The organism is Lysobacter sp. A421 (genome assembly GCF_054052145.1).
In genome coordinates, this window is record NZ_JBSVRL010000001.1 from 359,779 (window position 1) to 384,758 (window position 24,980).

The window sequence follows — 24,980 nt, forward strand, 5'->3', positions numbered from 1 at the left end:
CCCGGCGGACGAGCATGCGCTGTGTCAACGCCCCTCGGCGGGCTCCGGTGATGCCGGATCCACATCACCCGCCAGCGTCCAGACGACGTCGTGGCCCTGGGGATCGCGACTGAGGTGGAAGTACGCCGGCATGTCCGGGGCGAGCATCCCTGATTCCCGCTCTGCGTTGGCGCCGGGTGGGTCGAACGGCACGATGTACAGGCCGGAGGCATCGATCGTGCGGCGCGCGCGTGCGTCGCCCATGTCGCCGACGTCGGCGATGGTGCCGCCGCGCTCGAGCAGTGGACGCTCGAAGTCCACCAGCAGGTCGACCTTCGCCTGCGGTTGCCCGGGTAACGCCAGCGTGCCGCCTGTGATCCGCAGGTCCGGCCAGACCTTGCCGTTCTCGGGCAGGTCCTCGTAGTGCGCACGCGACAGCCCGTCGTACGAACCGGTGGCGATCGCGTCGAGCGCGCCGACCAGGGCGAGGAAGTTCAACTTGCGCAGGCGCTGCTTCTGCAGGTCACCCTCGATGCCGCCCGACTCGATCAGCACCGTGGCCACGCCGGCCTGGGCGGTCAGGTCGCCGAACGCGCGCGGGTTGAAGGTGTCGTCCCACTTGGCAATGTGGCCGCCGATGTAGGGCTCGAGCACGGCGCGGATTGCCACGGCGACCTGCATGGCTTGCGCGCGGGTGGCGTTGACGTCACCCGCTTTGTTGAAGGCTGGCGCAAGCAGCGCCACGGCGGTTCCGCGGTCGGACTTGCCGACGCGGTAACCCACCCGCTGGTCGTGCAGGTTGAAGCCGAAATGCGGCTGCACGCGCTCGCGCAACTCATGTAGCACACGCGCTTCGGGGGAGACCAGTGCGTGTGCATCGCGGTTGACGTCGATTCCCTGCGCGTTGCGGCGTTGGAAGCGCGCCGCGCCATCGGGGTTCATGACCGGCAGGAAATGCAGCGTAGTGGCCTCGCGCAGGCGCTGCACCAGTGGATGCTCCGGATGCTCGGCGAGGAGCCGGAACAGGTCGGCGAGCGCCATCGATGCGGTGCTTTCATCCCCGTGCATCTGCGACCACAGCAGCACGCGCGTATCGCCTTGGCCCCATGACACGTGGCGCAGGGGTCGGTCTTCCGCGCTGCGGCCGACCTCCTCGGTATGGAAGCCCCACGCTTCCGTCGCTAGCGGCCCGGCAACATCCCACCATTGCTCCGGCGAAAACGTCCGGTCGTCCAGGCCCGCCACCCGGACGCGGGTGTCGTACAACGCATCCAGTTCGCCCAGCCAGGCGGGAGGCGGTGGCATCGCGGCCGTGGTGGTGGACACCGAAGCCGCGTCGGCTTCCTGGGCTTCGGACACAATTGGCATCAGTAATGGCAACAGCAGCAGGTACAGCGCAAGAACGCGACACATGGTGGTGATGCTCCGTGAAGGGCACGCTGCATGCTCCGAGGCGCCACGGGCATTGTCAATCGCGCGGCCTTGGCCGCCGTCCCTGAAACGGGACCGGTCAGGGTTGTTGTGGGATTCACCCCATGACAACGGTAGGCGTCGAACAATGGGCGGCAAATTCACCAGACGGAGCCTCCACATGAATACCCGGATCACTTTTTTGGCGGCCGCCTGCGCACTGGCTCTGGCGGCCTGCGGCGACAAGGCGCCCAGCACCACCGACACCACGGCCGACACCACCGCCGACACCACCGCCGACACCACCGCCGACACCACCGCCAATGCGCCTGCCGGGGTTGAAACCGCGCCGGCCAACACGCCTGCTGCGGCCGAGACTGCCGGCGCAGCGCCGACCTCGGCCGCGGCTGCGCCGGGCAGCGACAAGCCTGCCGCCGTGGTCAGCGACTGCGCGACCGTGATCGAGGGCAATGACGCGATGCAGTTCGACGTCGGCTCCATCACCATTCCCGCCTCGTGCAGCGAGTTCAAGATCAAGCTGAAGCACACCGGTCAGATGCCGGTCGCCGCAATGGGCCATAACGTCGTGATCACTGCCGCCGCCGACATGCAGGCGGTCGCCGCCGACGGCATGGGCGCCGGCCTGGATGCCGATTACCTGAAACCCGGCGATGAGCGCGTCATCGCGCACACAGACGTGGTCGGTGGTGGTGAGACCACCTCGGTGAGCTTCCCGGTGAGCAAGCTGCAGGGCGACGGACCGTACGAGTTCTTCTGCAGCTTTCCAGGCCACTCGGCGGTCATGAAGGGTGTTATCGCGGTCGAGTAACCGGGTATCCGCGCTTCTTCATGAACAGCGGCGACATGGCGTCGTTGCGCAGGACGGCGACCGCGCGTAGTGGGCTGTCGGATTGGTAGGGCACGCGCACCGATTCGTGCGTCCTGGCCATGTGTTGACCGAGAATCAACCCATGGACCCCACTACCGACCTGTTTGAACACCACCGCTCCCGCCTCTTCGGCCTGGCCTACCGCATGCTCGGCACGCCCGCCGATGCCGAGGACGTGCTGCACGACGCCTGGTTGCGGTTGCATGCGCACGACCTGGCCACGCTCGACGATCCCGAGGCCTGGCTTGTCACCGTGACCACGCGGCTGGCGCTGGACCGCCTGCGCCGCGCGAAGGCTGAGCGCGAGCACTACATCGGGCCGTGGCTGCCCGAGCCACTGATGCCGGAAACCGAACATCCGGATGCCACGCTCGAACGCGGTGAGTCGCTGACGCTGTCGTTCCTGCTGCTGCTTGAGCGTCTGAGTCCGGACGAGCGCGCGGCGTTCCTGTTGCGCGAAGTGTTCGACTACAGCCATGCCGAGGCGGCGGGGATCCTGGAGATCAGCGAAGATGCTTGCCGCCAGCGAGTACACCGCGCCAAGGCGCGCCTGCGCGAGGGACGCCCGCGTTTTAATGTCGACGAGGCCGCGCAGCGACGGTTGCTGCAGCGCTTCATCGTCGCGATGGAGGAACCCACGCTTGATTCGCTGCGCGCGCTGTTTGCCGAGGATGCCGTCCACGTCAGCGATGGCGGCGGCGTCGCGCGCGCCACGTTGCGTCCGTTGCATGGCGCCGACCGGCTCGCCCGACTGTACCTGCAGTTGGCGCGCAACCTCGGCGGTGCCGGCGTGCGCTATGAGTCGGTCACCCTCAACGGCGCGCCGGCGCTGTTCCTGCGCGACGGTGACGCGCTGCTCGCGGCGATGTGGGTCGAGTGCGATGGCGCGAGCATCACCGCGATCCACGCACTGCGCCACCCGGACAAGCTGGCCCGGCTGCTGGCTGTCACGAAACCGGGAGGCTCCACGTCCTTGCATTGAAACGGTCAATCCCGGCCGCTCATTGCAGGAGTGTTTCCATGACCCGTTTTTCGATGCAACGCCACTACGCCGCCTTGCAGCCGCTGATCGCGCTCGACCAGAGCATCCGAACCGCCGGGCGGCTCGAGCCCGCGTTGATCGAACTGGTGTTGATGCGCGTGTCGCAGATCAACGGCTGCGCCTACTGCCTCGACATGCACAGCAAGGACGCCCGGGCCGCCGGCGAGACCGAGCAACGCCTGTACATGCTGCCAGCCTGGCGCGAGACGAAGGTGTACAGCGAACGCGAACAGATCGCGCTGGCGTGGGCCGAGGAGTTGACCAAACTCGCCTCGCCCGAAGCGGTATCCGATGCGCTGTACGAGGGGGCACGCCAGCAGTTCGAAGAGGCCGAACTGGTCGACCTGACGATGCTGGTGGTCGCGATCAACAGCTTCAACCGCATCAACATCGCGTCGCGGACGATCGGTGGGAGTTACAAGCCGGGAGCGCATTGATCGATCCTTGCCAGCTGATCGCCTGCCGGCTGTTGCAGGTACTTCGCGATCACGCAGGTCTGTGCTTCCCAGCCACCGGTGTCTGGCGGGGGTAACCGATTAGCGCGAAAGCGGGTACCCGCGCGCCTCCATGATCTGTAGCACCTCGTCGACCGGCAACGCACCGACCTCATGCCCGTCGCGGCCGGTCATGGTCTCGGCGTGGAACAGCGAATTGAGGATGGCTTCCTCGGTCGCTTCGATGGCGGCCATGAACAGCGGCGACATGGCGTCGTTGCGCAGGACGGCGACCGCGCGTACTGGGCTGTCGGATTGGTAGGGCACGCGCACCGATTCGTTGGCCGAGAACGCGATCACGTAGTCGCCGCTGCCATTGGAGGCGATGCCGCCGGTCCGGGCCAAACCGAGCATCGCCCGCTTGGCCAATCGCTCCAGGTTGCGCGCGTCCAGCGGCGCGTCGGTGGCGACGATGATCATGCAGGAGCCGTCGGGCGAGTCGTTGAGCTCGTCGCTCAGGTAGTACTTGCCCAGCGACTTGCCGATCTGCACGCCATCAACACTCAACACGCCGCCGAAGTTGGTCTGCGCTAGGACCCCCACGGTATGGCCACCGAGGTTGTCGGGCAGCTTCCGCGACGACGTGCCGATGCCGCCCTTGAACCCGAACGTCACCGTGCCGGTGCCAGCGCCGACGTTGCCTTGCGCGACCGGACCGCTGGCGGCCGAAGCGATCGCGTCCAGCACGTCGCGCTTGCTGACATGGCGTCCGCGGATATCGTTGAGATAGCCGTCGTTGGTTTCCCCGACCACCGGGTTGACCGAGCGCACGTCGTCGTTGCCGGGGAAGGAAAATACGTGGTCGATCAGCGCATCGGCCGCGACCGGCACGCTGAGGGTATTGGTCAGGATGATCGGTGTCTCGAGGGTGCCGAGCTCCTCGATCTGTGTCGTCCCGGCCAACTTGCCGAATCCGTTGCCCACGTACACGGCGGCGGGAACCTTGTCCTGAAAGATATTGCCGGCATGCGGCAGGACCGCGGTCACGCCAGTGCGGACGTCGTCGCCGCGCACCAGCGTCTTGTGGCCGACCGCGACGCCCGGTACGTCGGTGATGGCGTTCCATTGTCCCGGCTGCAGCACCCCGATGGTGATCCCGTACGCGCGCAGGTTTTTCTGCTGCGCATCTGCGGGCGTCCATGCAGACAGCAGCAGGGCAATGACAAACAGGCGAAAATACATGGTTGATTCCCTCGCGGAGTGCTTGGGCCCAACGATACTAGTTGTTCTCCAGCAGTGGCTTGCGCGGCAGTCGCTCCTCGCGCATGGCGGCGTGGTAAACGAATGACGCGACGATGGCCGCGGACTGTTTCAGGTCCTGCGGCTCGACGTGGTCCCAGGTGTCCAGGTCGGTGTGATGGGCATTGCTGAAGTAGTCCAGATGGTCCTGGATGAACTGGAAGCCGGGCAGGCCGACGTGATCGAAGGACACGTGGTCGGTGCTGCCGGTATTGCGCGTGGTCACGGTGGTGGCGCCGACATCGTGGAATGGCGCCAGCCAGGCCTGGAAGATCGGCACCGCCGCCAGGTTTTCCTGCGCGTAAATGCCGCGGAAGCGACCCGAGCCATTGTCCATGTTGAAGTAGGCGGAGAAACGGTCGTAATCGCGTGTCTTCCGTAGCGGGCCGGTCGGCTCGCGCAGCGACGACGGCAGGGCTTTCTGCACGGGGTCGGTGGGCTCGGGGTAGGCGGCGAAATGCTCGGCGACGTAAGCCCGCGACCCCACCAGACCTTGCTCCTCGCCGCTCCACAACGCGACGCGGATGGTGCGGTTGGGCTTCGCGTCGACGGCTTTGAGGATGCGCATGGCCTCCATCATCACCGCGACGCCGGCCGCATTGTCGGCCGCGCCGGTTCCGGTGTGCCATGAGTCCATATGCGCACCCAGCATCACGATTTCATCGGCCTTGCGGCCGCTGCCCGGGATCGAGGCAATGGTGTTGTAACCGGGCTGGTCGGCCTCGTCGGTGAAGCGCGCCTCTACGTTGACCCGCAACCTGACCGGCTGCTCGCGCTCGGCCGCGCGCGCGAGCTGGTTGTAGTGCTCGGCCACCATCACCAGTGCCGGCACGCCGACCGATTCGCCGGCCTTGCGGGAGCCACCGCCGGTCGCACGGACGATGCCGTTGTCGCGGACGCTGATGCTGAGGGTGGCCAGCACGCCTTCGTCGACGAAGAACTTGTTGCTGGCCTTGCTCAGCGCCACGCGCTCGGTGTACTTTTTGATCCGCTCGTCGCGATCCTTCTCGTCCTTGTCCTTGGGTAGAGCGAATATCTCCAGCTCGACCAGATCGTCGTCCTCGTGTCGGCTCGAATCGGGCTTGTCGCCGCGCTTGTAGTCGCGTGCTTCATCCAGCAGCAGGATCTTGCCCGCCAGCTTTCCCTTGTACTTGTCCAGATCGGCCAGCTTCTTGATGGTGACGGCCACCACCTCGCCGTCGACCGGGCCGTCGGTGCCCGGGGTCCATGCCTCGGGCAACGCATGCAGCGGCAGCGTGCGCGGGCTGAGCATCTGCACGCTGGCGTTGCTGAACTCCCAGCCGCGGCCGAAGTCATCGAAGGCTTCGTCGTGGACGTCGGCCAGGCCCCATTGAGTGAATTGCTCGCGGGTCCAGGCATTGGCCTCGGCCATCTGCGGGGAATTGGTGAGCCGCGGGCCGATGGTTTCGGTCAAGTGGCTGAAGGTCGCCATCACCTGCGAACGGTGGAACGCCTCCTGGCGGATGCGGTTCACCATGTCCAGGTCGACCGGCTCCTGGGCCACGGCGACGGCGTTGATTCCCAGGCCTATCAGCAACACGCACATCGGCAGCAGGCAGCGCTTGATCACTTCATTCCCCAAAGAGTCGGCTCGACATTGAAGGGTTGAAGTCTAGGTGGCCGCGCTTCCACGCACGCCGGCCGTTAGTCATGCGGCGGTTGCGCGCTCACGCCCGGATGACGACGCCGTCGCTACGCTCAAGCATGGATTCTGGAGGTCGAATGTCATGATCAAGTGGGCCATCATTTTTGCGATTATCGGCGTCATTGCGGGTGTGCTGGGCTTCGGTGGCGTTGCCGGCGGCGCCTTCGGCATCGCCAAGTTCCTGTTCTGGGCCGCCGTGATCATTGCGGTTGTATTGTTCGTGCTTGGCATGACCATCTACAAGAAGGTGACCTGATCATCGTGTCGGTGCGGGCGCAGGCGGTGATCGAGGCGGCGGCCGCCGCGGTGATCAGGCCGCTCTCCTCGGCGACCTTCAGGAAGTCGCCGGGTTGCGGACCAGCGCCTTGGCGCGGTAGAGCGCAGCGTCAGCGTCGCGTACCAGTGGGTGTAGCGCCCGCCACCACCGGCACGGTCATGGCTTCCACCATGGGCAACAGCCAGTCCGCCGCGTTTCCCGCGGTCCCAGGCAAGCTGCCTGGAGACCAACTGTCGAACATGGGGCATCCGTGACCGATCGAAGGGCCGGTGCGCATGTTCTATCGGCCGTGCCGGAGGATTCTTCAGCCCCTGGCGACCATGTCCGAAAACGGCGAGCCATGCTCTATCGGATATGCAACCCTCATGGACACCGCATCGATCCCGGAGCCAGTCATGTCCCACGCCCGCCATGCCGCCACCTTCCGTCACTTGCACAACGACGGCCTGCTCTTGCTGGCCAATGCCTGGGACGCGGGCAGTGCGCGCCTGATCGAGAGCCTCGGTGCCACGGCCATCGCCACCACCAGCGCCGGCGTGGCCTGGGCGAACGGCTACCGCGATGGCAGCCACCTGCCGATGCAGCGCTTGGTCGACACGGTCGCGAGCATCGCCCGCGTGATTGGCGTGCCGCTCAGCGTCGACTTCGAGGACGGCTACGCCAACGATCCCGCGACCGTCGCCGACCATGCCAGCCGGGTGATCGATGCCGGCGTCGTCGGTATCAACATCGAGGACGGTGTCGACGATCCCGATCTGCTCGTTGCCAAGATCGAAAGCATCAAGCGCGTGGCCGCCGGACGTGGCGTCGATCTGTTCGTCAACGCGCGTACCGATGTCTATTTGCGTGGTCTCGCCAGCGAAGATCGACGCGTCGAAGAAACGCTGCTGCGCGCGAAGCGCTATCGGGATGCGGGTGCCGACGGGCTGTTCGTGCCGGGCCTGGTCGCCGTCGACCAGATCGGTGAAGTAGTGGCCGGCGCAGGCTTGCCGCTCAATCTGATGGTGGTCCCAGGGCTGCCAACGGCCGGGGAACTCCAAGTGCTGGGGGTGCGGCGGCTGAGTGCCGGGGCGTCTATTTCAATCTCCGCATTGAGCCATACGGCGCGTCTGGCAACCGACTTCCTGCATCGCACGCCTGATTCCGGTAATGCGGAGAGGCTGGACTACGGCGCGATCAATGCACTGTTCGATTACAGCGATATTCGACGCCGGTCATAGGTCCCACATGCCAGGTGAGCTGGCCTGTTCCGGTTGAGACCGCTGCCGTCGGACAACGCGTAGTCTTGCCAGCCGCCCTGGGCGAGCACCAGGTCTCCGGAGCACGCCCGGCCGGCGGTGGCCACCAGCTATGCCTACGTCAACCCGCCGGACTCCAGAGGGCAGTGATCGTGGTCGATTTCATGATTGGATAGTGGGTAGGAGTGCAGGGCGGGCGCTAGTCAGCCGGTGGCCTTGTTGTCGGCCTTGTCGGCGGTACGCGTCTTGGCCGGGGAATTGCCCTTGGACCGAAATGCGGTGACGTTGGCTCGAAGTGGCGTATTGCCCAGGACTTCGATGCGGCCGCCGCTTTTCTTGAATGCCGCGAGCTGGTCGGCGATGTGGTCGCTGGTGATGCTGCGGTTCTGGTTCTTGTTCTTGCTGCTGTTGGAAGCGAACAGGTGTGACGGATTATTGGATTTGACGGCGTTCTGGCTGGACATTGCTACTCCTTGTGCGGGTCCGCCGTGGCAGGCACCTGGCGCGCCACGGCGTGACGTTCGGCGAAGGGCGTGGACGGCCCACCGCGGATCGATGGCTTGCTTCCTTCCCCGGCACGGCTGAGGCGTGCGACATGGCCCAGCGATACGGGCAAGAGGGGGAGAGAAGGCGCATCATACAGAAACGTCTGTGAACAAGAAGTTATGTTCGCCTAAATTCGGCGAAAATTACTGTGCCAGCGCGAAATCGATCGCCGCACGAACCGCCGCCACCTGCGCGGCGTTGCATTGCGCCGCCGTAGCCTGTGGGCTGTCGGGGTAGACCTCGGTGGTCGTCTTGTACGGCGCGTTGGTGATGCTGGCGCACAGGCCGAGCTGCTTGAGTGGGTAGGCGATGACGCCCGGGCCGACCATGGGCGAGCCTATGAGCTCGTCGTTGCTGTCCGCCGGTGCAATGTGGGTGACTTTCGCTACCGCATCGATCACGGCCTGCTGGAACTTGGGCTGCGGGTTCTCGCTGTCGTCGACCAGGTAAAAGCCGTCGGGGATCTCGCCCGGTTCGCTGCTGACGCCGTCGCGGGCGGCCAGCGCCGGGCGAAACTCGGACTCGTCGGTATCGGTGGTTTCATGCAGGTCGACATGCACCAGGACGCGGTCACGGAAGGGCGCGACCAGACCCATGAGCGCGGCCGATTCCTGCGCCGGGCTGTCGTCGCGGAACGAGCGGTTCGGGTCGACCGCGTCCTTGTTCCAGCGGTGGATCATCTCGTAGGCCCAGGGGCTCACGCACGGGGCGACGACAAGGTTGACGCGGCCCTCATAGCTGGCGGCATGTTGGTCGAGAAACTGCAACGCGCCATGCACGCCGCTGGTTTCGTAGCCGTGCACGCCGCCGGTGACCAGCGCGCAGGGGAGGTCGTCGCGCCAGTTGCGGGTCTTGACCGCAAACAGCGGGAATTTGTCGGGGTGGTAGTCAAGCTGGCCGTACTGCACCACGTCGAAGCGTGCCCTCAGGGTGTCGATGACGCTCAGCACGTCCGTTTCGTAGCTGCGCTTGGGAGTCTGCTGAGACAGCCAGGTCGCCACTTCGGCAGGGCCCCAGGGCTGTCCTGGCGTGCCGATCGGATAGGGTGCGGGGGTCTTCGTCATGGGGCTCGTTTCGCAATGGCTAAAGAAGGCAAGGCACTGTAGCACTGGCCCAGATGACCCAAAAAATCCAAGATGGCGCGAACTGGCCGATCAAAATGCAAGGCGTGGCACATCCGAATCCTTAGCCGTCAACCGATGGATCGCGAGATCCTGCGCCTTGCCGTTCCCGCGTTTGGCGCGCTGGTGGCCGAGCCGATGTTCCTGCTGGCGGATTCGGCGATGGTGGGGCATCTGGGCGAGGTGCCATTGGCCGGTCTCGGGCTGGCAAGCGTCGTTCTGCAAACCATCATCGGCCTCATGGTGTTCCTCGCCTACAGCACCACGCCTGCTGTGGCCCGATGGTTGGGCATCGGCGACATACGGCGTGCGGTGGCGGTGGGCATCGACGGATTGTGGTTCGCGTTGGGCCTTGGCATCGTCCTGGCGGGCACGGGTTGGGCAGCAACGCCCGGTTTGGTGGCCGCATTCGGTGCGGACGCTGGCGTTAACGCTGCGGCGGCGACCTACCTGGGCATCTCGATGGCCGGTATCCCGGCGATGCTGCTGGTGTTTGCCGGCACCGGGCTGCTGCGCGGACTGCAGGACACGCGCACACCGTTGATCGTGGCGGGTGGGGGGTTTGCCGCCAATATCGTGCTCAATTACTGGTTCATCTACGGCCTTGACCACGGCATTGCGGGCTCTGCCGTCGGTTCTGTGGTGGCGCAATGGGGGATGGCGGTGGTCTACCTGGTGGTGATCGGCCGCCACGCGAGGCGTGAGGGTGCCAGCGTATGGCCCAAGCGCGCCGGGATCATGCTGGGTGCGACCTCGGGTGGCTGGCTCTTCCTGCGCACAGTCACCATGCGCATCGCCATGGTTCTGGCGGTATACGTGGCGACCGGCCTTGGGTCTCCGCAGCTGGCGGCTTTCCAGGTCGCGATGACGATTTTCGCAACGCTTGCCTTCGCGCTGGATGCGCTGGCGATTGCCGCCCAGGCATTGGTGGGTCGAAGCCTGGGGGCGGGCGATGTCGCCAGCGTCAAGGCGATCCTGCGTCGCTGCCTGGAGTGGGGCGTGCTCGCGGGGGTGGTACTCGGGGTATTGCTGATTGCCACCAGCGGTGTGCTGGGCCGCGTTTTTACCAATGCGGAGGAGGTCTCGTCATTGCTGCCGCCCACCCTGATTATTCTCGGCCTCTCGGTTCCGCTGGGTGCCATCGTGTGGGTGCTGGATGGGGTTCTCATTGGCGCCGGTGACCTTCGTTACCTGGCCATCGCCGGCGTCATCAACCTGGCGGTGTTCGTGCCGCTGGCCGCTGCCGTCATGGTGGCCGCGCCGCCGGGTGCGGCGGGGCTGGCTTGGCTGATGGCAGCGTTTGTCTTCGGCTTTCTCGGCGCGCGGCTGGTCACGCTGGGTTTGCGCGCCCGTCACGACCGCTGGATGATCGTCGGCGCGCGATAGACGGATTGCACTATTGCCCTGCTGGTGGGCGCGGCGATCGTGTCAGCCGTTGGCCTTTTTGGCGGCGGCGGGCTTGGCCGCGGCCGGGCGCTTGCGCTGGGCATTGCCGCGGGAGCGGAATGCCGGGATGTTGGCGCGCAGCGGGGTGGTGCCGAGCACCTCGATGCGGCCGCCGCTTTTCTTGAAGGCCGCGATGTCGTCGGCGATGGTGTCGCTGGTCATGCTGGAGTTCTGGTTCTTGCGCTTGTTCGAGGCGAACAGGTGCGACGGGTTGTTGCGTTTGGTAGCGGTCTGGGCGGGTTTGCGGGACATGGTTCTCCTTGGGCTGGATGGATCGCGATCGGTGGGTTCCTTCCGCAGTGCGGTTGAGGCGCGCGGCTGAAGACCTTGGGGGAACGTCCCCAATACAGGGCTACAGGGGTGGAAGGAATGCGGATATTACGACAAATGTCGTGAACAAGCCGTTAAATGCGCCTAAGTTCGGCTAAAATTACATTATTCGAGTTGCGCTTCAGTGCCCTGAAACAAGAAGCCCACGGCCACCATTACAATGGCGGGTCCGATCAGGCGTTTTGCAACCGTCACCGATCGCCCGCCAAGGAGCCTACTTTTGCCCGCCATGAATACCGCCCATCGCAAGCCCCTGCCGGGCACGTCCCTGGATTATTTCGATACGCGCGCCGCCGTGGATGCACTTCAGCCGGGTGCGTACGACACGCTGCCGTATACCTCGCGCGTGTTTGCCGAGAACCTGGTGCGGCGCTGCGATCCGGCCACGTTGGACGCGTCGCTGTCGCAGTTGATCGAGCGCAAGCGCGACCTGGACTTTCCGTGGTTTCCGTCCCGCGTGGTCTGTCACGACATCCTCGGCCAGACGGCGCTGGTGGATCTGGCGGGCCTGCGTGACGCGATCGCGGAGCAGGGCGGCGACCCCGCGCTGGTCAATCCGGTGGTGCCGACGCAGTTGATCGTCGATCACTCGTTGGCGGTGGAACACGCCGGTTTCGACCGCCAGGCGTTCGCGAAGAACCGCGCCATCGAGGATCGGCGCAACGAGGACCGCTTCCACTTCATCAACTGGGCCAAGAAGGCGTTCAAGAACATTGACGTGATCCCGCCGGGCAACGGGATCATGCATCAGATCAATCTGGAGCGGATGTCGCCGGTGATCCAGGCCATTGATGGTGTGGCCTCCCCGGACACGCTGGTCGGCACCGACAGCCACACCCCGCATGTGAACGCATTGGGCGTGATCGCGATTGGCGTCGGCGGGCTGGAGGCCGAGAGCGTGATGCTCGGCCGCGCGTCGTGGATGCGCCTGCCGGACATCATCGGCGTGGAGCTGAGCGGCAAGCCGCAGCCGGGCATCACCGCTACCGACATCGTGCTGGCGCTGACCGAGTTCCTGCGCAAGGCGCGCGTGGTCGGTGCCTATCTGGAGTTCTACGGCGAAGGCGCATCGGCGCTGACCCTGGGCGACCGCGCGACCATATCCAACATGACGCCGGAGTTCGGCGCCACCGCGGCGATGTTCCATATTGACCAGCAGACCATCGATTATCTGAAACTCACGGGCCGCGCGGACGAGCAGGTCAAGCTGGTCGAGACCTACGCCAAGCACACCGGTCTGTGGGCGGATGCGCTGACCAGCGCCGAGTACGAGCGCGTGCTCACGTTCGATCTGTCCGCCGTGGTGCGCACCATGGCCGGGCCGTCCAACCCGCATGCCCGTCTGCCGACCTCCGATCTCGCCGCGCGCGGCATCGCCGGCAATCTGGACAGTGCCCGCGCGCAGGAAGCCGAGGGCCTGTTGCCCGACGGCGCGGTGATCATCGCCGCCATCACCAGCTGCACCAACACCAGCAACCCGCGCAACGTGGTCGCAGCGGGCCTGTTGGCGCGCAACGCCAACGCGCGCGGATTGACCCGCAAGCCGTGGGTGAAAACATCGCTCGCGCCGGGCTCCAAGGCGGTGCAGCTGTATCTGGAAGATTCCAAACTGCTGCCGGAGCTGGAGCAGCTTGGCTTCGGCATCGTCGGTTTCGCCTGCACCACCTGCAACGGCATGAGCGGCGCGCTGGATCCGGCGATCCAAAAGGAAGTGGTCGAGCGCGACCTGTACGCCACCGCTGTGTTGTCAGGCAACCGTAACTTCGACGGCCGCATCCATCCGTATGCCAAGCAGGCGTTCCTCGCCTCGCCGCCGCTGGTGGTGGCCTACGCCATCGCCGGAACCATCCGTTTCGATATAGAGAAGGACGTGCTGGGTATCGACAAGGAGGGCAACGCGGTCACGCTGAAGGACCTGTGGCCGGATGACGCGGAGATCGACGCCATCGTCGCCGCGAGCGTCAAGCCCGAGCAGTTCCGCCAGGTCTACGATCCGATGTTCGCCCGCAGCGGCATGGGTGGGCCGAAGGTCGATCCGTTGTACGACTGGCGTCCGATGAGCACCTACATCCGCCGCCCGCCGTATTGGGAAGGCGCACTGGCCGGCGCCCGCACGATGACCGGCATGCGCGCGCTGGCGGTGCTGGGCGACAACATCACCACCGACCACCTGTCGCCGTCCAACGCGATCATGGCGAGCAGTGCGGCCGGTGAGTACCTGACGAAAATGGGCGTGCCGGAAGAGGACTACAACTCCTACGCCACCCACCGCGGCGACCACCTGACCGCCCAGCGCGCGACGTTCGCCAACCCGAAGGTGTTCAACGAAATGGTGCGCAACGAGGACGGCTCGGTGCGCCAGGGCTCGCTGGCGAGGATCGAGCCGGAAGGCCAGGTCACCCGCATGTGGGAAGCGATCGAAACCTACATGGAACGCAAGCAGCCGCTGATCATCATTGCCGGAGCGGACTACGGCCAGGGCAGTTCGCGCGACTGGGCCGCCAAGGGCGTGCGTCTGGCCGGTGTGGAAGCGATCGCGGCCGAGGGCTTCGAGCGCATCCACCGCACCAATCTGGTCGGCATGGGCGTATTGCCGCTGCAGTTCAAGCCCGGCACCGACCGCAATACGCTGGCCATCGACGGCAGCGAAACCTTCGACGTGACGGGCGAACCCACACCGGGCGCAGAGATGATCCTCGTCATTCACCGTCGCGATGGCGAGCGCGTGGAAGTGCCGGTCATCTGTCGTCTGGACAGCGACGAGGAGTTGCTGATCTATGAGGCCGGTGGCGTGCTGCAGCGGTTTGCGCAGGACTTCCTCGCATCCACTACCCAAGTGGCTTGAGGAGAAGCGGACATGGCGCACGCACCTCAGATACGAATCCCCGCCACCTACATGCGCGGTGGCACCAGCAAGGGCGTGTTCTTCCGCCTTGAAGACCTGCCCGAAGTCGCGCGCGTGCCGGGTCCGGCGCGCGATGCGCTGTTGCTACGCGTGATCGGCAGTCCCGATCCGTATGGCAAGCAGACCGACGGCATGGGCGGGGCGACGTCCAGCACCAGCAAAACGGTGATCGTCAGCGCCAGCGCGCGGCCGGAACACGATGTCGATTACCTGTTTGGCCAGGTCGCGATCGACAAGGCATTCGTGGACTGGAGTGGTAATTGCGGCAACCTCACCGCTGCGGTCGGGTCGTTCGCGATCAGCAATGGGCTGGTGGATGCCGCGCGCATTCCGACCGACGGCATCTGCATGGTGCGGATATGGCAGGCCAACATCGGCAAGACGATCATTGCCCATGTGCCGATCACCGCGGGCGAAGTGCAGGAGACCGGTGATTTCGAGCTCGACGGCGTGACCTTCCCGGCGGCGGAAGTGCAGGTGGAATTCATGGATCCTGCCGATGGCGAAGGTGCGATGTTTCCCACCGGCAACGTGGTCGACGAGCTGGATGTGCCCGGCGTCGGCATGCTCACGGTGACGATGATCAATGCCGGGATCCCGACGATCTTCGTCAACGCGGACGCCATTGGTTACACCGGCACCGAGTTGCAGGCCGCGATCAATGGCGACGACAAGGCGCTGGCGATGTTCGAGACCATCCGCGCCCACGGTGCGGTGAAGATGGGCTTGATCACGCACGTCGACGAAGCAGCGCAGCGGCAGCACACGCCCAAGGTGGCCTTCGTTGCGCCGCCTGCGGACTACACCGCTTCCAGCGGCAAGACGATTTCGGCAAGTGACATCGACCTCAACGTGCGGGCGCTGTCGATGGGCAAGTTGCACCACGCGATGATGGGCACCGCGGCGGTGGCTATCGGTACCGCGGCCGCCATTTCCGGGACGCTGGTGAATCTCGCCGGGGGTGGTGGCGCACGCAGTTCGGTGACGTTCGGGCATCCGTCCGGTACGTTGCGGGTCGGCGCCGAAGCGGTCCAGGTGGACGGACAGCAGTGGCAGGTGACCAAGGCGATAATGAGCCGCAGCGCACGCGTGCTGATGGAGGGCTCGGTACGGGTGCCAGGTGACTTCGAGGCCGGATAACAAACGGATTAAACGCGTTTTTCTCACTGGATGGTCGCCGGGGCGCGGTAGACGGGTTGCACTTGCGGTGCATCTTTTCTACGCTGGTGGGGTAGCACCCACTCTCGCCGTGAATCGACCGGCACACCCCCTGACTATCCCTAAGAGAGGTTTCCCGTGGAGATCGAAGAACGACGCGTTGCCGCTTTTCATTACACCCTGACCAATGACGCTGGCGAGGTGATCGACAAATCCGCCACGGATGCGCCTTTGGCCTATTTGCATGGTGCCGGCAATATTGTCCCGGGCCTGGAAAAGGCCTTGCTCGGCAAGAAGACCGGTGACAGCCTCATCGCCGATGTCGCGCCCGAAGAGGCCTATGGCCCGCGCCACGAGGGCCTGATCCAGACCGTGCCGCGCAGTGCGTTTGAAGGTGTGGAGTCGGTGCAGCCCGGCATGCAGTTCGAGGCACGTACCGAGAAAGGTCCGCTGCTGGTGACCGTGACCAAGGTGGAGCCTGAGGAAGTGGTCGTTGACGGCAATCACCCGCTCGCCGGCCAGCAGTTGCACTTCGCGGTCGATGTGGTCGAAGTGAGGGAAGCGACCGAGGAAGAGTTGAACAACGGGCATGTAGCTTCGGCTGCCTGATTACCCGGCAAAGCCATCCGCGGACGCGCGTGTCTACGCGTCCGCGGAGTGATGTTTCGTAAGGTAATAACGCCGCAAGGTTTGCGGCGATTTGTCAGGCCGCTTTAGCTTCCTGCGCCAGCGCCGTTCCCACCAGATGGCCGAACAGGTCCTTCGGGTCTTCCATCACCGGCACCAGGTCGATCTTGCGGCCCAGGTCCAGCTCGGCGGCGCAATCGCGCATCAGGCGCAAGGAGGCGTAATCCTCCAGGGCGAAGCCGACCGAGTCGAAGATGGTGACATCGGTGTCGCTGGTGCGGCCCTCGGCCTCGCCTCCGACCACGCGCCAGAACTCGGTGACCCGGAAGTCCTCGGTCATGTGCTGCAGCTCGCCTTCGATGCGGCTTTGCGGCTCGAACTCCACATAGGTGCGGGCGTCGTCGCGCAGCAGGATTTGCGGGTCCAGCTCGGTCTTGCCCGGGCAGTCGCCGCCGACGGCGTTCACGTGCATGCCCGGCTCGATCATCGCCGCGCTCAGGATGGTGGCGTTCTTCTTGTCGGCGGTGACGGTGGTGACGATATCGGCGCCGCGCACAGCATCGGCGGTGCTGGCGCTGCGGACGACACGCAGGCCGGGTGCGGCGCTGGCGAGGTTGGCGGCGAGCTTGTCGATGGCGCCCGGGTCGACATCGAACAGACGCACTTCCTCGATACCCAGCAGGTGGTGGAAGGCCAGCGCCTGGAACTCGCTCTGGGCACCGTTGCCGATCAGCGCCATCACCTTCGAGTTCTTGCGGGCCAGCCGCTTGGCGGCCATCACCGAGGTCGCGGCGGTGCGGATCGCGGTGGTCAGGGTCAGCTCGCTGAGCACGGTCGGCATGCCGGTGTCGACATCGGCCAGGGCGCCGAACGCCATCACCGTCGACAGGCCGTGCCGGTAGTTGCCAGGGTGTCCGTTGACGTACTTGAAGCTGTATTCCTTGTCGTCGGCGACCGGCATCAACTCGATCACGCCGACATCGGAGTGGGCAGCCGTGCGGGCGGTCTTGTCAAAGTCGTTCCAGCGGCCGAAGTCGGCTTCGATGTACTCGACCATGCGACCGAGCATCGTCGGCAGGCCGTGGGTGGCGACAATCCTGGCGACATCGTGGGTGGTGAGCAGGGTGGTCATGAAGACTCCTCGTTGAGCATGGGGATGGAGCTTGAGGGCGACGGTGTGGTCGTCGGCGCATCCGCAAGATCCCCGGCATCAGCGCCAGCGAGGCCGGCGTGCACCTGCAGACCTTCCGCGAGTAAGGCGGCCCACTCCTCGACCACCTTCTCCAGCACCATCAGCGGCAGGGCGCCATTGCCGAGCACCACGTCATGGAAGGCGCGGATGTCGAATTCCTCACCCAGGCGTTTGCGGGCGCGCTCGCGGATCTGCACCAGCTTCATATGGCCGATTTTGTAGGACGTGGCCTGACCGGGTTGGACCAGGTAGCGGCTGATCTCGATCCGCACCTCGCTGGGGGTCATGCCGGTATTGGCGGCCATGTAGTCCATCGCCTGCTCCATGCTCCAGCGCTTGCGATGCAGGCCTGTGTCCACCACCAGGCGCACGGCGCGGAACATCTCGGCCTGCAGGCGGCCGAGGTTGCCCATCGGGTTGTCGTCGTAGACGCCCATCTCGTCGACCAGTTGCTCCGCGTACAAGGCCCACCCCTCGGTATAGGCGCTGGGGTTGAGGTTGCGACGCAGGAAAGGCAGGCCTTCGATGGTCTGGCCGAGTGAAATCTGGAAGTGATGCCCGGGCGAGCCCTCGTGGTAGACCAGCGTCGGTAGATTCCAGCGGGTGTTGGCGTTGATGTCGGCCAGGTTGATGTAGAAGGTGCCTGGCCGCGAGCCATCCAGCGCTGGCGGGTAGTAGTAACCGCCAGGAGCGCTCTGCTCGGCGTGTTCCGGCACTCGCTTGACTTCGAGCGCCTGGGTGGGCACTCGGCTGAAATACTCGGGCACCTGCGGCTCGATGGCTGCCAGGATGCGATCGATGTCGGCCAGCAGTTCGGTGCGTCCGGCATCGGAGTCCTCGTAATTGAGCGCGGGCACATCAGCCAGGGTCTTGATTCTTTCGGCCACGGTGCCGTCGGCGTAGCCCTGCGAGGTCAGCAACGCATCCATCTCGCGCTCGATGCGGGCGACCTCGGCCACGCCGATGCGGTGGATCTCGTCGGCGTCCAGGTCGGTGCTGGTGTTCCAGCGCAGCGCGGCGTTGTAGTACGCGTCCCCACCGGGCACGGACCAGATGCCGTTGTTGCCGGGGTCCGTGGCCAGCGCCGCTTGCAACTTGCCGAGCAGACGTCGGTAGCCGGGATTGGTGCGCTCGGCCACGGCGCGGGTGGCGTCATCCAGCAGCGTCTGGCGCAACTCCGGTGACATCTCGGGCAGGGCGTCCAGCTTGCGTTCCAGAGACAGCACGAACGGGCTCTGTTCGGGTTCGGGCTCCAGCAGTCCGCGGAACTGCTCAGCCGCACCTTCCAGCGCGACCGCCGGCGGCACCATGCCCTGGCCGGCCTGCATGTCGAGGTTCTGGCCGATCTGATCGAGCTTGGTCGCGATCGCCCCCAGTCGTGCGATGTAGTTGCGCGCGTCGGTCTCGTCGACAACTACATGGTGGGTGTCCATGAAGTCCGGCAGCTGCACCGCACTGCTGAACAACTGGTCGACCGCGTACACGCTTCCCAGCGGCAGCCAGGCCGGCGCCCAGTCGGGCGACATCAACTCCAACTGCCGGTCGTAGAACCAGATGGTCATGTCGTGGGTGAAGCGCTCCTGCCCGACGAGGGTGTCGCGTTCCACCGCCTTTATCTCGGCACGGTATTGGGCAAGTCTGTCGTGAAGCTCAGCGCGGCGGGGCAAGGACACGTCCACCAGTTGATCGGACAGGTCGCCAACGCCGTCGCCGGTGATGCCCAGCATTGTGCGCAACTCGGGATCGGTGTTGATGGTCTCTTGCGTTTGGCGGTCGATCATCGCGTTGAATGATTCGGCCGGTGCTTGCGCAGCTGTCGTCACGGGTTCCTGGGCTGGCGCGGGCCCGTGCAAGGCCAGGACAACAGCGGCGAGCAGGGCCGAACTCAACAGGTGGGTGCGCATGTTTTCTCCATGGGTGTGTGTGCTGACGGCTACAACGTTCGGCACTGCCCGGCGGGCACCGGGTACTGTAGAACATCCAGTCGGCTACGGCCCATCGTCTATCCCGGAGAGAGATCGCCTTGAACAAGACCCTGCTATGCCTCGCGACTGCGGCCGCGCTGAGCCTGTCTGCACCACTGGCCGCCCAGGAGCGCTGCATCGATGGCAGTTGCGACATCCAGACCCTGTTCGAGGCCAACGACAACGCCGGCGGCGGTGATGCGGTCGTCGCCGCCAAGCGTTTCGGCACTTGGGGTATCGACACCGCCGGCATGGATCCCAGCGTCGATCCGGGCGCGGACTTCTTCAGCTACGTCAGTGGCAACTGGGCGCAGAACACCGAGATCCCGGCCGACCGCTCCAGCTGGGGTTCGTTCTACGCGTTGCGCGACCTGTCGGAAGCGCGCCTGCACCAGCTGGTCGAGGGCTATGCGCTCGGTGACCCGGCGACCGGCGGCGATGCGGCCAAGGTCGCTGCGCTGTACCACGGCTTCATGGACCAGACCGCCATCGAGGCGCTCGGCGCAGCGCCGCTGCAGCCGCACCTGGATGCCATCCGCGCCGCCAATGACAAGGACGCCATTGCCGCCCTGATGGGCCAGCGCAACGCCAACTTCGGTGGCAGCTTCTTCGGTGCCTACGTTTCCGACGACCAGAAGAGCCCCGACACCTACGCGCTCTACCTCAGCCAATCCGGCCTGGGCCTGGGCGACCGTCAGATGTACCTGGATGAGAATTTCGCGCCGCAGCGTGAGCGCTACGTCGAGTACATCGCGCAGATGCTGGAACTGGCCGGTTGGGAGCAACCGCAGGCCAACGCCGACGCCATCATGGCAATGGAGACGAAGATCGCCGAGGCGCACTGGACCCGCGCCGAGAGCCGCAACCGCGACAAGACCTACAACCCGGTGATGCTGGCCGACATCGATGCGGCCGCACCCGGCTTCCCATGGGGGGCGTTCTTCAAGGCGGCCGGCGTCGACTATGCCGAGCGTGCCGTAATCCGCCAGGACACCGCGTTCCCGAAGATCGCGCAGATCTTTGCCGACACCGACCTGAACACCCTCAAGGCCTGGCAGGCGTTCCAGACCACCGACAATGCCGCGCCACTGCTGTCGAAGGCATTTGTCGATGCGGAGTTCGAGTTCCGCAGCAAGTTCCTGTCCGGCCAGCCCGAGCAGCGTGAGCGCTGGAAGCGTGCGGTTGCCTTCGCCGCATCCGCGATGGGCGAGGCGATCGGGCGTGACTATGTCGAGCTGTACTTCCCAGCTGACGCCAAGGCCAAGATGGACGACCTGGTCGCCAACGTGAAGGCGGCGATGGGCGCGCGGCTGGACCAACTGGCGTGGATGAGCCCGGTGACCAAGGCCGAGGCCCACAAGAAGCTCGCCAATTTCGGCCTGAAGATCGGCCACCCCGACACCTGGCGCGACTACGCCGCATTGCAGGTCGCCAACGACGATGTGTTCGGCAATGCCGAACGCTCCTCTGCGTTCGAGTGGGAGCACGACCGCGTGCGCATCGGCAAGCCGGTCGACAAGGGCGAGTGGGGCATGACCCCGCAGACGGTCAACGCCTACTACTCGTCGGTGAAGAACGAGATCGTGTTCCCGGCCGCCATCCTGCAGCCGCCGTTCTTCGATCCCGATGCCGACCCGGCGGTGAACTACGGCGGCATCGGCGCGGTGATCGGCCATGAGATCATTCACGGCTTTGATGACCAGGGCCGCAAGTCCGATGGCAATGGCCTGCTGCGCGACTGGTGGACCGCCGATGATGCGGCGAAGTTCGAGGCCCAGGCCGAACGGCTTGGCGCCCAGTACGAAGCCTACGAGTTCCCGACCCTGCCGGGCCTGCACATCAACGGCAAGGCGTCGATGGGCGAGAACATCGGTGACCTGGGCGGTGTGACCATCGCGCTGGAGGCTTACCGCCGCTCGCTGGACGGCCAGGAGGCACCGGTGATCGACGGTTTCACCGGCGAGCAGCGCCTGTTCATGGGTTGGGCGCAGGTCTGGCGCACCCAATACCGCGACGACGCACTGCGCCAGCAACTGGTCGGCGACTCGCACTCGCCGGGCCAGATTCGTGCCGCTGCCCCGCTGCGCAACATCGACGCCTGGTACACCGCGTTCGATGTCACCGAGGACGACGCGCTGTGGATCGCGCCGGCCGATCGCGTCAGGATCTGGTAAGCCGCAACACGGCAAACCGGTGAGTCCGTTGCGCCGGCGGTTGGCCTGTCCACCCGCCGGCGTCATCATGGTCGGCCACCGGAGTTGAATCACCACCATGCCAGAACCCATCCAGACCCAGTTCGATCTCAGTGAGCTCGACCTGCCGGACATCCTTGGCACCATCAATGAGGAGGTCCGCGCCCGTTTCGGTGAGGGCAAACAGGCCGACTACATCGACGCCCTGGCCAACGTGCCGCTGGACCGCTTCGGCATGGCGCTGGTGACCCGCGACGGCAACGTGCACGAGGTCGGTGACGCGCGCGAGCGTTTCCCGATCCAGAGCGTCTCCAAGGTCCATACGTTGACGATGGCACTGGATGCGGTCGGCGATGCGCTGTGGGACCGCGTGGACCGGGAGCCGTCGGGCGACCCGTTCAACTCGTTGATCCAGCTCGAATACGAGATGGGCATCCCGCGCAATCCGTTCATGAACGCCGGCGCGCTGGTGGTGGCCGACGTCATCCTGTCCAATTACGCGCACCCCGAGCAGGCGCTTCTGGAGTTCATGCGGGCGCGCTCGGGCAGCGTCGAGGTGGGCGCTGACGAGGCGCTCATCAGGTCCGAGCGCGAGAGCGGTTTCCGCAATATCGCCACGGCCAATTTCATCCGCAGCTACGACAACATTGTCAACGATGTGGATGCCGTGCTCGACTTCTACTTCCTGCAATGCTCGCTGCGGATGAACTGCGTGGATCTGGCGCGCAGCGTGCAGTACCTGGCCCGGCGCGGTCATTGCGGCATCTCGGGGACGCGGGTGGTCAGCGAGCAATTGTCGACCCGGATCAACTCGCTGATGATGACCGCCGGCACCTACGACGCCGCCGGCGACTTCGCGTTCTACGTCGGCCTGCCGGCCAAGAGCGGCGTCGGTGGCGGCATCGTCGCGGTGGTGCCGCACGTGATGAGCCTGTGCGTCTGGTACCCGGGACTGGACGAGAAGGGCAACTCGTTGCTGGGTGGCTATGCGCTGCACCGCTTCGCTTACATGACCGGGCTGTCGGTGTTTTGAGACGCCTGCGCTGGGGTGCCACCCTTGGGTTGCTGCTGGTGCTGGCCGGTTGCGCCACGGCGCCGCGGCCCACCGGGCCGGCGCCCGATGCGGTGCGTGCCGATATCGCCCGACGGATCCCGGCCAAGGTCGACGACCGCGCCGGCTGGGCGGCCGACATCCAGGCGGCATTTGCGGCGCAGGAGATCGAGCCGATCGAGGAGAACATCTGCGCGGTGTTGGCGGTGATCGAGCAGGAGTCCGGCTACCAGGCCGACCCGCCGGTGGCCAACCTGCCAGCGATCGCGCGTGCCGAGATCGAACGGCGTGCCGCGGCGGTGCATGTACCGAAGTTCATGGTCACCGCCGCGCTCAAACTGGACTCGTCGGACGGCCGCAGTTACGACGAGCGGCTGGGTGCGGCGCGCACCGAACGACAGCTGAGCGAACTTTACGAAGACCTGACCGGCCGCGTGCCACTGGGCGAGCGGTTGTTCGACGGCTTCAACCCGGTGCAGACGGGCGGCCCGATGCAGGTGTCGATCCCGTTCGCCGAGTCGCGCGCTAACGGCTATCCGTACCCGACCGACGGCAGCATCCGCGACGAGGTGTTCACCCGCCGCGGCGGCCTGTATTTCGGCATCGACCACCTGCTTGGTTACGCCACCCCGTACACGCGCAAGGTGCACCGCTTCGCCGACTTCAACGCCGGCTGGTACGCCAGCCGCAACGCCGCATTCCAGAACGCGGTGGCGCTGGCGAGCGGGCAGTCCCTGGCGCTGGATGGCGACCTGCTGTTACCGGGCGCGCCACTGGACCGGCCGGGCGAGACCGAGCGCGCGGTGCGCGCGCTGGCCGGCCAACTCGGCATGGACGACCACGCCATCCGCGACGCGCTGGAGCGCGGCGACCGGTTGGACTTCAACGACAGCGCGTTGTTCGAGCGGGTGTTTGCGCTGGCCGAGGCCCGCGCCGGCAAGCCGCTGGCGCGGGCGATGATCCCCGGCATCACGCTGGAGAGTCCGAAGATCAGCCGCGAGCTGACCACCGCGTGGTTCGCCACCCGGGTCGACGGCCGCTACCGACGCTGCTTGGCACGTTGATGCCGGCAGGTCAGGGAAACTCGACCACGCTCAGGGGTGCCGGTCGTTGCCGGTATTGCGGCGGGGCATCGTCGGCATCGGGCCAAGGCTGCGAGCCGACCGCCTCGATCGAATCGTAGCGGCCGAGCAGCCGGTAGCGGTCGAACACGTAGGGCAGGCCTTCGGCTCCCAGCGGCGCCGCGGCGTCGGCGACGTGCAGGTGCAGGTGCGGCCCGGTCGAGTCGCCGGTGAAGCCGAGCGCGGCAATCACCTGGCCGCGCTCGACGCGGTCGCCGACGGCGACGCGAAGGCTGCCGGGTTGCAGATGCTCGTAGAGCACGTGGCGGCCGTCGCCCAGGTCCAGCGCGAGGTAGTTGCCGGCGGCCTTGCCCAGCGGGTTCTTCGACCGGCCGCTGATGGTGGCGCTTTCGGCGATGCCGTCACGCACGGCGGCGACCACCGCGTCAGCCACCGCCAGCACCGGCTCGCTGTAGCCGTGCCGCGCGGCGGCCTCATCCTCGTGTCCGGGTGGAAACTCGCGGCCCTGCGCGTCCAGCTGGACCCAATCGATCGCGTAGCGGCCGGGGATCCGCGCCGTGCCATCGACGGCATAGACCATGCGCCGGTGGCCGCGCGGCCAGGACGCGTCGAAGATCGCCACCCACGGGCCGCCGCGCAACGGCGGACCGAGCACCGCCGGCGGCTGCCGATCCAGCGCGATGCGCGCGCCGGTGATCCGCGCCGGGGTGCGCCCCTGTGCATCGACGACGTCGAACGCCACGCGATGCAGCAGTTCGCGCGGAGGCGCGGCCACGTCGAGCGGCAACTCGAGGTAGATCACCGCGCTTGCGCCGGGCGCGAACAGGAGTGGATCGTCGACCTCGGGCGAGAGTCGACCGATGCGGTGCGCGAGCTGCCCCGTGTCGAACTCGGCGATCTGGCGCGCATCGTCGCCCGCGAGCACCTGCAGGCCGGTCAGCGCCAGTGTGTCCGGGGCGAAGTTGGTCAGGTGCAACTCGTACACCAGCCGTGGCGTGCCGGCCACCGGGAGCGGTGCCGGCGCGACCGGCACCCGCAGGTCGAACGCATGGCGCACCTGGGGTGTCGGCGCGGCGATATCGATAGTAGTGGCGAAGGTCGGGCCCGCCAGTAGAAGACCGGCGATCACGAG

The 24,980-nt window shown here is 66.0% G+C and carries 21 protein-coding genes; 12 read left to right on the top strand and 9 right to left on the bottom strand.

Going from position 1 to position 24,980, the window contains the following annotated elements; translation table 11 throughout:
- Positions 1-24: 24 nt before the first annotated feature.
- The gene (locus ACW7G6_RS01690; RefSeq protein WP_456997413.1) at positions 25-1,392 is read right to left on the bottom strand and encodes a M14 family zinc carboxypeptidase; all 1,368 of its coding nucleotides are present in this window, start codon (positions 1,390-1,392) and stop codon (positions 25-27) included.
- 178 nt (positions 1,393-1,570) lie between these two features.
- On the opposite strand from ACW7G6_RS01690, the gene azu reads away from it, so the two are divergent.
- From azu to ACW7G6_RS01705, 3 genes are all read left to right on the top strand, one after another.
- Positions 1,571-2,218 carry an azurin gene (azu, locus tag ACW7G6_RS01695; protein ID WP_456997414.1) on the top strand — a complete coding sequence of 216 codons (648 nt, stop codon included), beginning with the start codon at positions 1,571-1,573 and terminating at the stop codon, positions 2,216-2,218.
- A 142-nt stretch (positions 2,219-2,360) separates the two neighbouring features.
- On the top strand, positions 2,361-3,260 hold the full coding sequence (gene sigJ, locus ACW7G6_RS01700) for an RNA polymerase sigma factor SigJ (RefSeq protein WP_456997415.1): 900 nt from the start codon (positions 2,361-2,363) through the stop codon (positions 3,258-3,260).
- Between the two features lie 38 nt (positions 3,261-3,298).
- Positions 3,299-3,757 (top strand): carboxymuconolactone decarboxylase family protein, encoded by a 459-nt coding sequence (locus ACW7G6_RS01705; RefSeq protein WP_456979157.1) that lies wholly within the window; start codon positions 3,299-3,301, stop codon positions 3,755-3,757.
- 99 nt (positions 3,758-3,856) lie between these two features.
- Here ACW7G6_RS01705 and ACW7G6_RS01710 read toward each other — a convergent pair whose 3' ends face one another.
- Together ACW7G6_RS01710 and ACW7G6_RS01715 are read right to left on the bottom strand one after the other, a co-directional pair.
- Positions 3,857-4,996 (bottom strand): DmpA family aminopeptidase, encoded by a 1,140-nt coding sequence (locus ACW7G6_RS01710; RefSeq protein ID WP_456997416.1) that lies wholly within the window; start codon positions 4,994-4,996, stop codon positions 3,857-3,859.
- A 37-nt stretch (positions 4,997-5,033) separates the two neighbouring features.
- The gene (locus ACW7G6_RS01715) at positions 5,034-6,620 is read right to left on the bottom strand and encodes a M20/M25/M40 family metallo-hydrolase (RefSeq protein ID WP_456997703.1); all 1,587 of its coding nucleotides are present in this window, start codon (positions 6,618-6,620) and stop codon (positions 5,034-5,036) included.
- 181 nt (positions 6,621-6,801) lie between these two features.
- On the opposite strand from ACW7G6_RS01715, the gene ACW7G6_RS01720 reads away from it, so the two are divergent.
- Together ACW7G6_RS01720 and ACW7G6_RS01725 are read left to right on the top strand one after the other, a co-directional pair.
- On the top strand, positions 6,802-6,975 hold the full coding sequence (locus ACW7G6_RS01720) for a DUF1328 family protein (RefSeq protein WP_456979159.1): 174 nt from the start codon (positions 6,802-6,804) through the stop codon (positions 6,973-6,975).
- 416 nt (positions 6,976-7,391) lie between these two features.
- Positions 7,392-8,216, top strand: a complete 825-nt coding sequence (locus tag ACW7G6_RS01725; protein WP_456979160.1) for an isocitrate lyase/PEP mutase family protein — start codon at positions 7,392-7,394, stop codon at positions 8,214-8,216.
- Between the two features lie 221 nt (positions 8,217-8,437).
- On the opposite strand, the gene ACW7G6_RS01730 is transcribed toward ACW7G6_RS01725, so the two are convergent.
- Both ACW7G6_RS01730 and ACW7G6_RS01735 read right to left on the bottom strand, forming a co-directional pair.
- Complete coding sequence (locus ACW7G6_RS01730) at positions 8,438-8,698, bottom strand: hypothetical protein (RefSeq protein WP_456979161.1); 261 nt, start codon at positions 8,696-8,698, stop codon at positions 8,438-8,440.
- A 225-nt stretch (positions 8,699-8,923) separates the two neighbouring features.
- Positions 8,924-9,844 carry a M14 family metallopeptidase gene (locus ACW7G6_RS01735; protein ID WP_456997417.1) on the bottom strand — a complete coding sequence of 307 codons (921 nt, stop codon included), beginning with the start codon at positions 9,842-9,844 and terminating at the stop codon, positions 8,924-8,926.
- Between the two features lie 135 nt (positions 9,845-9,979).
- Between ACW7G6_RS01735 and ACW7G6_RS01740 the strand changes: the two genes are divergently transcribed.
- Complete coding sequence (locus tag ACW7G6_RS01740) at positions 9,980-11,287, top strand: MATE family efflux transporter (RefSeq protein ID WP_456997418.1); 1,308 nt, start codon at positions 9,980-9,982, stop codon at positions 11,285-11,287.
- 42 nt (positions 11,288-11,329) lie between these two features.
- Here the strand turns inward: ACW7G6_RS01740 and ACW7G6_RS01745 are convergent, their stop codons facing one another.
- Positions 11,330-11,599, bottom strand: coding sequence for a hypothetical protein (locus ACW7G6_RS01745; protein ID WP_456979164.1), 270 nt, complete (start codon positions 11,597-11,599; stop codon positions 11,330-11,332).
- 307 nt (positions 11,600-11,906) lie between these two features.
- On the opposite strand from ACW7G6_RS01745, the gene acnD reads away from it, so the two are divergent.
- The 3 genes from acnD to ACW7G6_RS01760 all read left to right on the top strand — a co-directional run bounded on the left by acnD (position 11,907) and on the right by ACW7G6_RS01760 (position 16,349).
- Positions 11,907-14,522, top strand: a complete 2,616-nt coding sequence (gene acnD / locus ACW7G6_RS01750; RefSeq protein ID WP_456997419.1) for a Fe/S-dependent 2-methylisocitrate dehydratase AcnD — start codon at positions 11,907-11,909, stop codon at positions 14,520-14,522.
- 12 nt (positions 14,523-14,534) lie between these two features.
- Complete coding sequence (prpF, locus tag ACW7G6_RS01755) at positions 14,535-15,722, top strand: 2-methylaconitate cis-trans isomerase PrpF (RefSeq protein ID WP_456997420.1); 1,188 nt, start codon at positions 14,535-14,537, stop codon at positions 15,720-15,722.
- A 156-nt stretch (positions 15,723-15,878) separates the two neighbouring features.
- The gene (locus ACW7G6_RS01760) at positions 15,879-16,349 is read left to right on the top strand and encodes an FKBP-type peptidyl-prolyl cis-trans isomerase (protein ID WP_456997421.1); all 471 of its coding nucleotides are present in this window, start codon (positions 15,879-15,881) and stop codon (positions 16,347-16,349) included.
- A gap of 94 nt (positions 16,350-16,443) precedes the next feature.
- Here the strand turns inward: ACW7G6_RS01760 and ACW7G6_RS01765 are convergent, their stop codons facing one another.
- Both ACW7G6_RS01765 and ACW7G6_RS01770 read right to left on the bottom strand, forming a co-directional pair.
- Positions 16,444-17,499, bottom strand: coding sequence for an ornithine cyclodeaminase (locus ACW7G6_RS01765; protein ID WP_456997422.1), 1,056 nt, complete (start codon positions 17,497-17,499; stop codon positions 16,444-16,446).
- Positions 17,496-19,463, bottom strand: coding sequence for a DUF885 domain-containing protein (locus ACW7G6_RS01770; protein ID WP_456997423.1), 1,968 nt, complete (start codon positions 19,461-19,463; stop codon positions 17,496-17,498). The genes ACW7G6_RS01765 and ACW7G6_RS01770 overlap by 4 nt, the downstream gene beginning before the upstream one ends.
- 119 nt (positions 19,464-19,582) lie before the next feature.
- On the opposite strand from ACW7G6_RS01770, the gene ACW7G6_RS01775 reads away from it, so the two are divergent.
- From ACW7G6_RS01775 to ACW7G6_RS01785, 3 genes are all read left to right on the top strand, one after another.
- The gene (locus ACW7G6_RS01775) at positions 19,583-21,697 is read left to right on the top strand and encodes a M13 family metallopeptidase (protein WP_456997424.1); all 2,115 of its coding nucleotides are present in this window, start codon (positions 19,583-19,585) and stop codon (positions 21,695-21,697) included.
- A 97-nt stretch (positions 21,698-21,794) separates the two neighbouring features.
- Positions 21,795-22,748, top strand: a complete 954-nt coding sequence (locus ACW7G6_RS01780; protein ID WP_456997425.1) for a glutaminase — start codon at positions 21,795-21,797, stop codon at positions 22,746-22,748.
- The gene (locus tag ACW7G6_RS01785) at positions 22,745-23,830 is read left to right on the top strand and encodes a DUF1615 family protein (protein WP_456997426.1); all 1,086 of its coding nucleotides are present in this window, start codon (positions 22,745-22,747) and stop codon (positions 23,828-23,830) included. Before ACW7G6_RS01780 ends, ACW7G6_RS01785 begins: the two co-directional genes overlap by 4 nt.
- Positions 23,831-23,840: 10 nt before the next feature.
- Here ACW7G6_RS01785 and ACW7G6_RS01790 read toward each other — a convergent pair whose 3' ends face one another.
- Entirely contained in the window at positions 23,841-24,977 is a 1,137-nt protein-coding gene (locus tag ACW7G6_RS01790) for a peptidoglycan DD-metalloendopeptidase family protein (protein ID WP_456979173.1), read from the bottom strand.
- Positions 24,978-24,980: the final 3 nt, after the last annotated feature.

Coding starts and splice junctions, on each gene's coding strand:
- acnD (WP_456997419.1), top strand. CDS start 11,907: ATGAATACCGCCCATCGCAAGCCCCTGCCGGGCACGTCCCTGGATTAT.
- ACW7G6_RS01690 (WP_456997413.1), bottom strand. CDS start 1,392: ATGTGTCGCGTTCTTGCGCTGTACCTGCTGCTGTTGCCATTACTGATG.
- prpF (WP_456997420.1), top strand. CDS start 14,535: ATGGCGCACGCACCTCAGATACGAATCCCCGCCACCTACATGCGCGGT.
- ACW7G6_RS01720 (WP_456979159.1), top strand. CDS start 6,802: ATGATCAAGTGGGCCATCATTTTTGCGATTATCGGCGTCATTGCGGGT.
- azu (WP_456997414.1), top strand. CDS start 1,571: ATGAATACCCGGATCACTTTTTTGGCGGCCGCCTGCGCACTGGCTCTG.
- ACW7G6_RS01765 (WP_456997422.1), bottom strand. CDS start 17,499: ATGACCACCCTGCTCACCACCCACGATGTCGCCAGGATTGTCGCCACC.
- ACW7G6_RS01745 (WP_456979164.1), bottom strand. CDS start 11,599: ATGTCCCGCAAACCCGCCCAGACCGCTACCAAACGCAACAACCCGTCG.
- ACW7G6_RS01725 (WP_456979160.1), top strand. CDS start 7,392: ATGTCCCACGCCCGCCATGCCGCCACCTTCCGTCACTTGCACAACGAC.
- ACW7G6_RS01730 (WP_456979161.1), bottom strand. CDS start 8,698: ATGTCCAGCCAGAACGCCGTCAAATCCAATAATCCGTCACACCTGTTC.
- ACW7G6_RS01770 (WP_456997423.1), bottom strand. CDS start 19,463: ATGCGCACCCACCTGTTGAGTTCGGCCCTGCTCGCCGCTGTTGTCCTG.
- ACW7G6_RS01715 (WP_456997703.1), bottom strand. CDS start 6,620: ATGTGCGTGTTGCTGATAGGCCTGGGAATCAACGCCGTCGCCGTGGCC.
- ACW7G6_RS01710 (WP_456997416.1), bottom strand. CDS start 4,996: ATGTATTTTCGCCTGTTTGTCATTGCCCTGCTGCTGTCTGCATGGACG.
- ACW7G6_RS01705 (WP_456979157.1), top strand. CDS start 3,299: ATGACCCGTTTTTCGATGCAACGCCACTACGCCGCCTTGCAGCCGCTG.
- ACW7G6_RS01740 (WP_456997418.1), top strand. CDS start 9,980: ATGGATCGCGAGATCCTGCGCCTTGCCGTTCCCGCGTTTGGCGCGCTG.
- ACW7G6_RS01780 (WP_456997425.1), top strand. CDS start 21,795: ATGCCAGAACCCATCCAGACCCAGTTCGATCTCAGTGAGCTCGACCTG.
- sigJ (WP_456997415.1), top strand. CDS start 2,361: ATGGACCCCACTACCGACCTGTTTGAACACCACCGCTCCCGCCTCTTC.
- ACW7G6_RS01735 (WP_456997417.1), bottom strand. CDS start 9,844: ATGACGAAGACCCCCGCACCCTATCCGATCGGCACGCCAGGACAGCCC.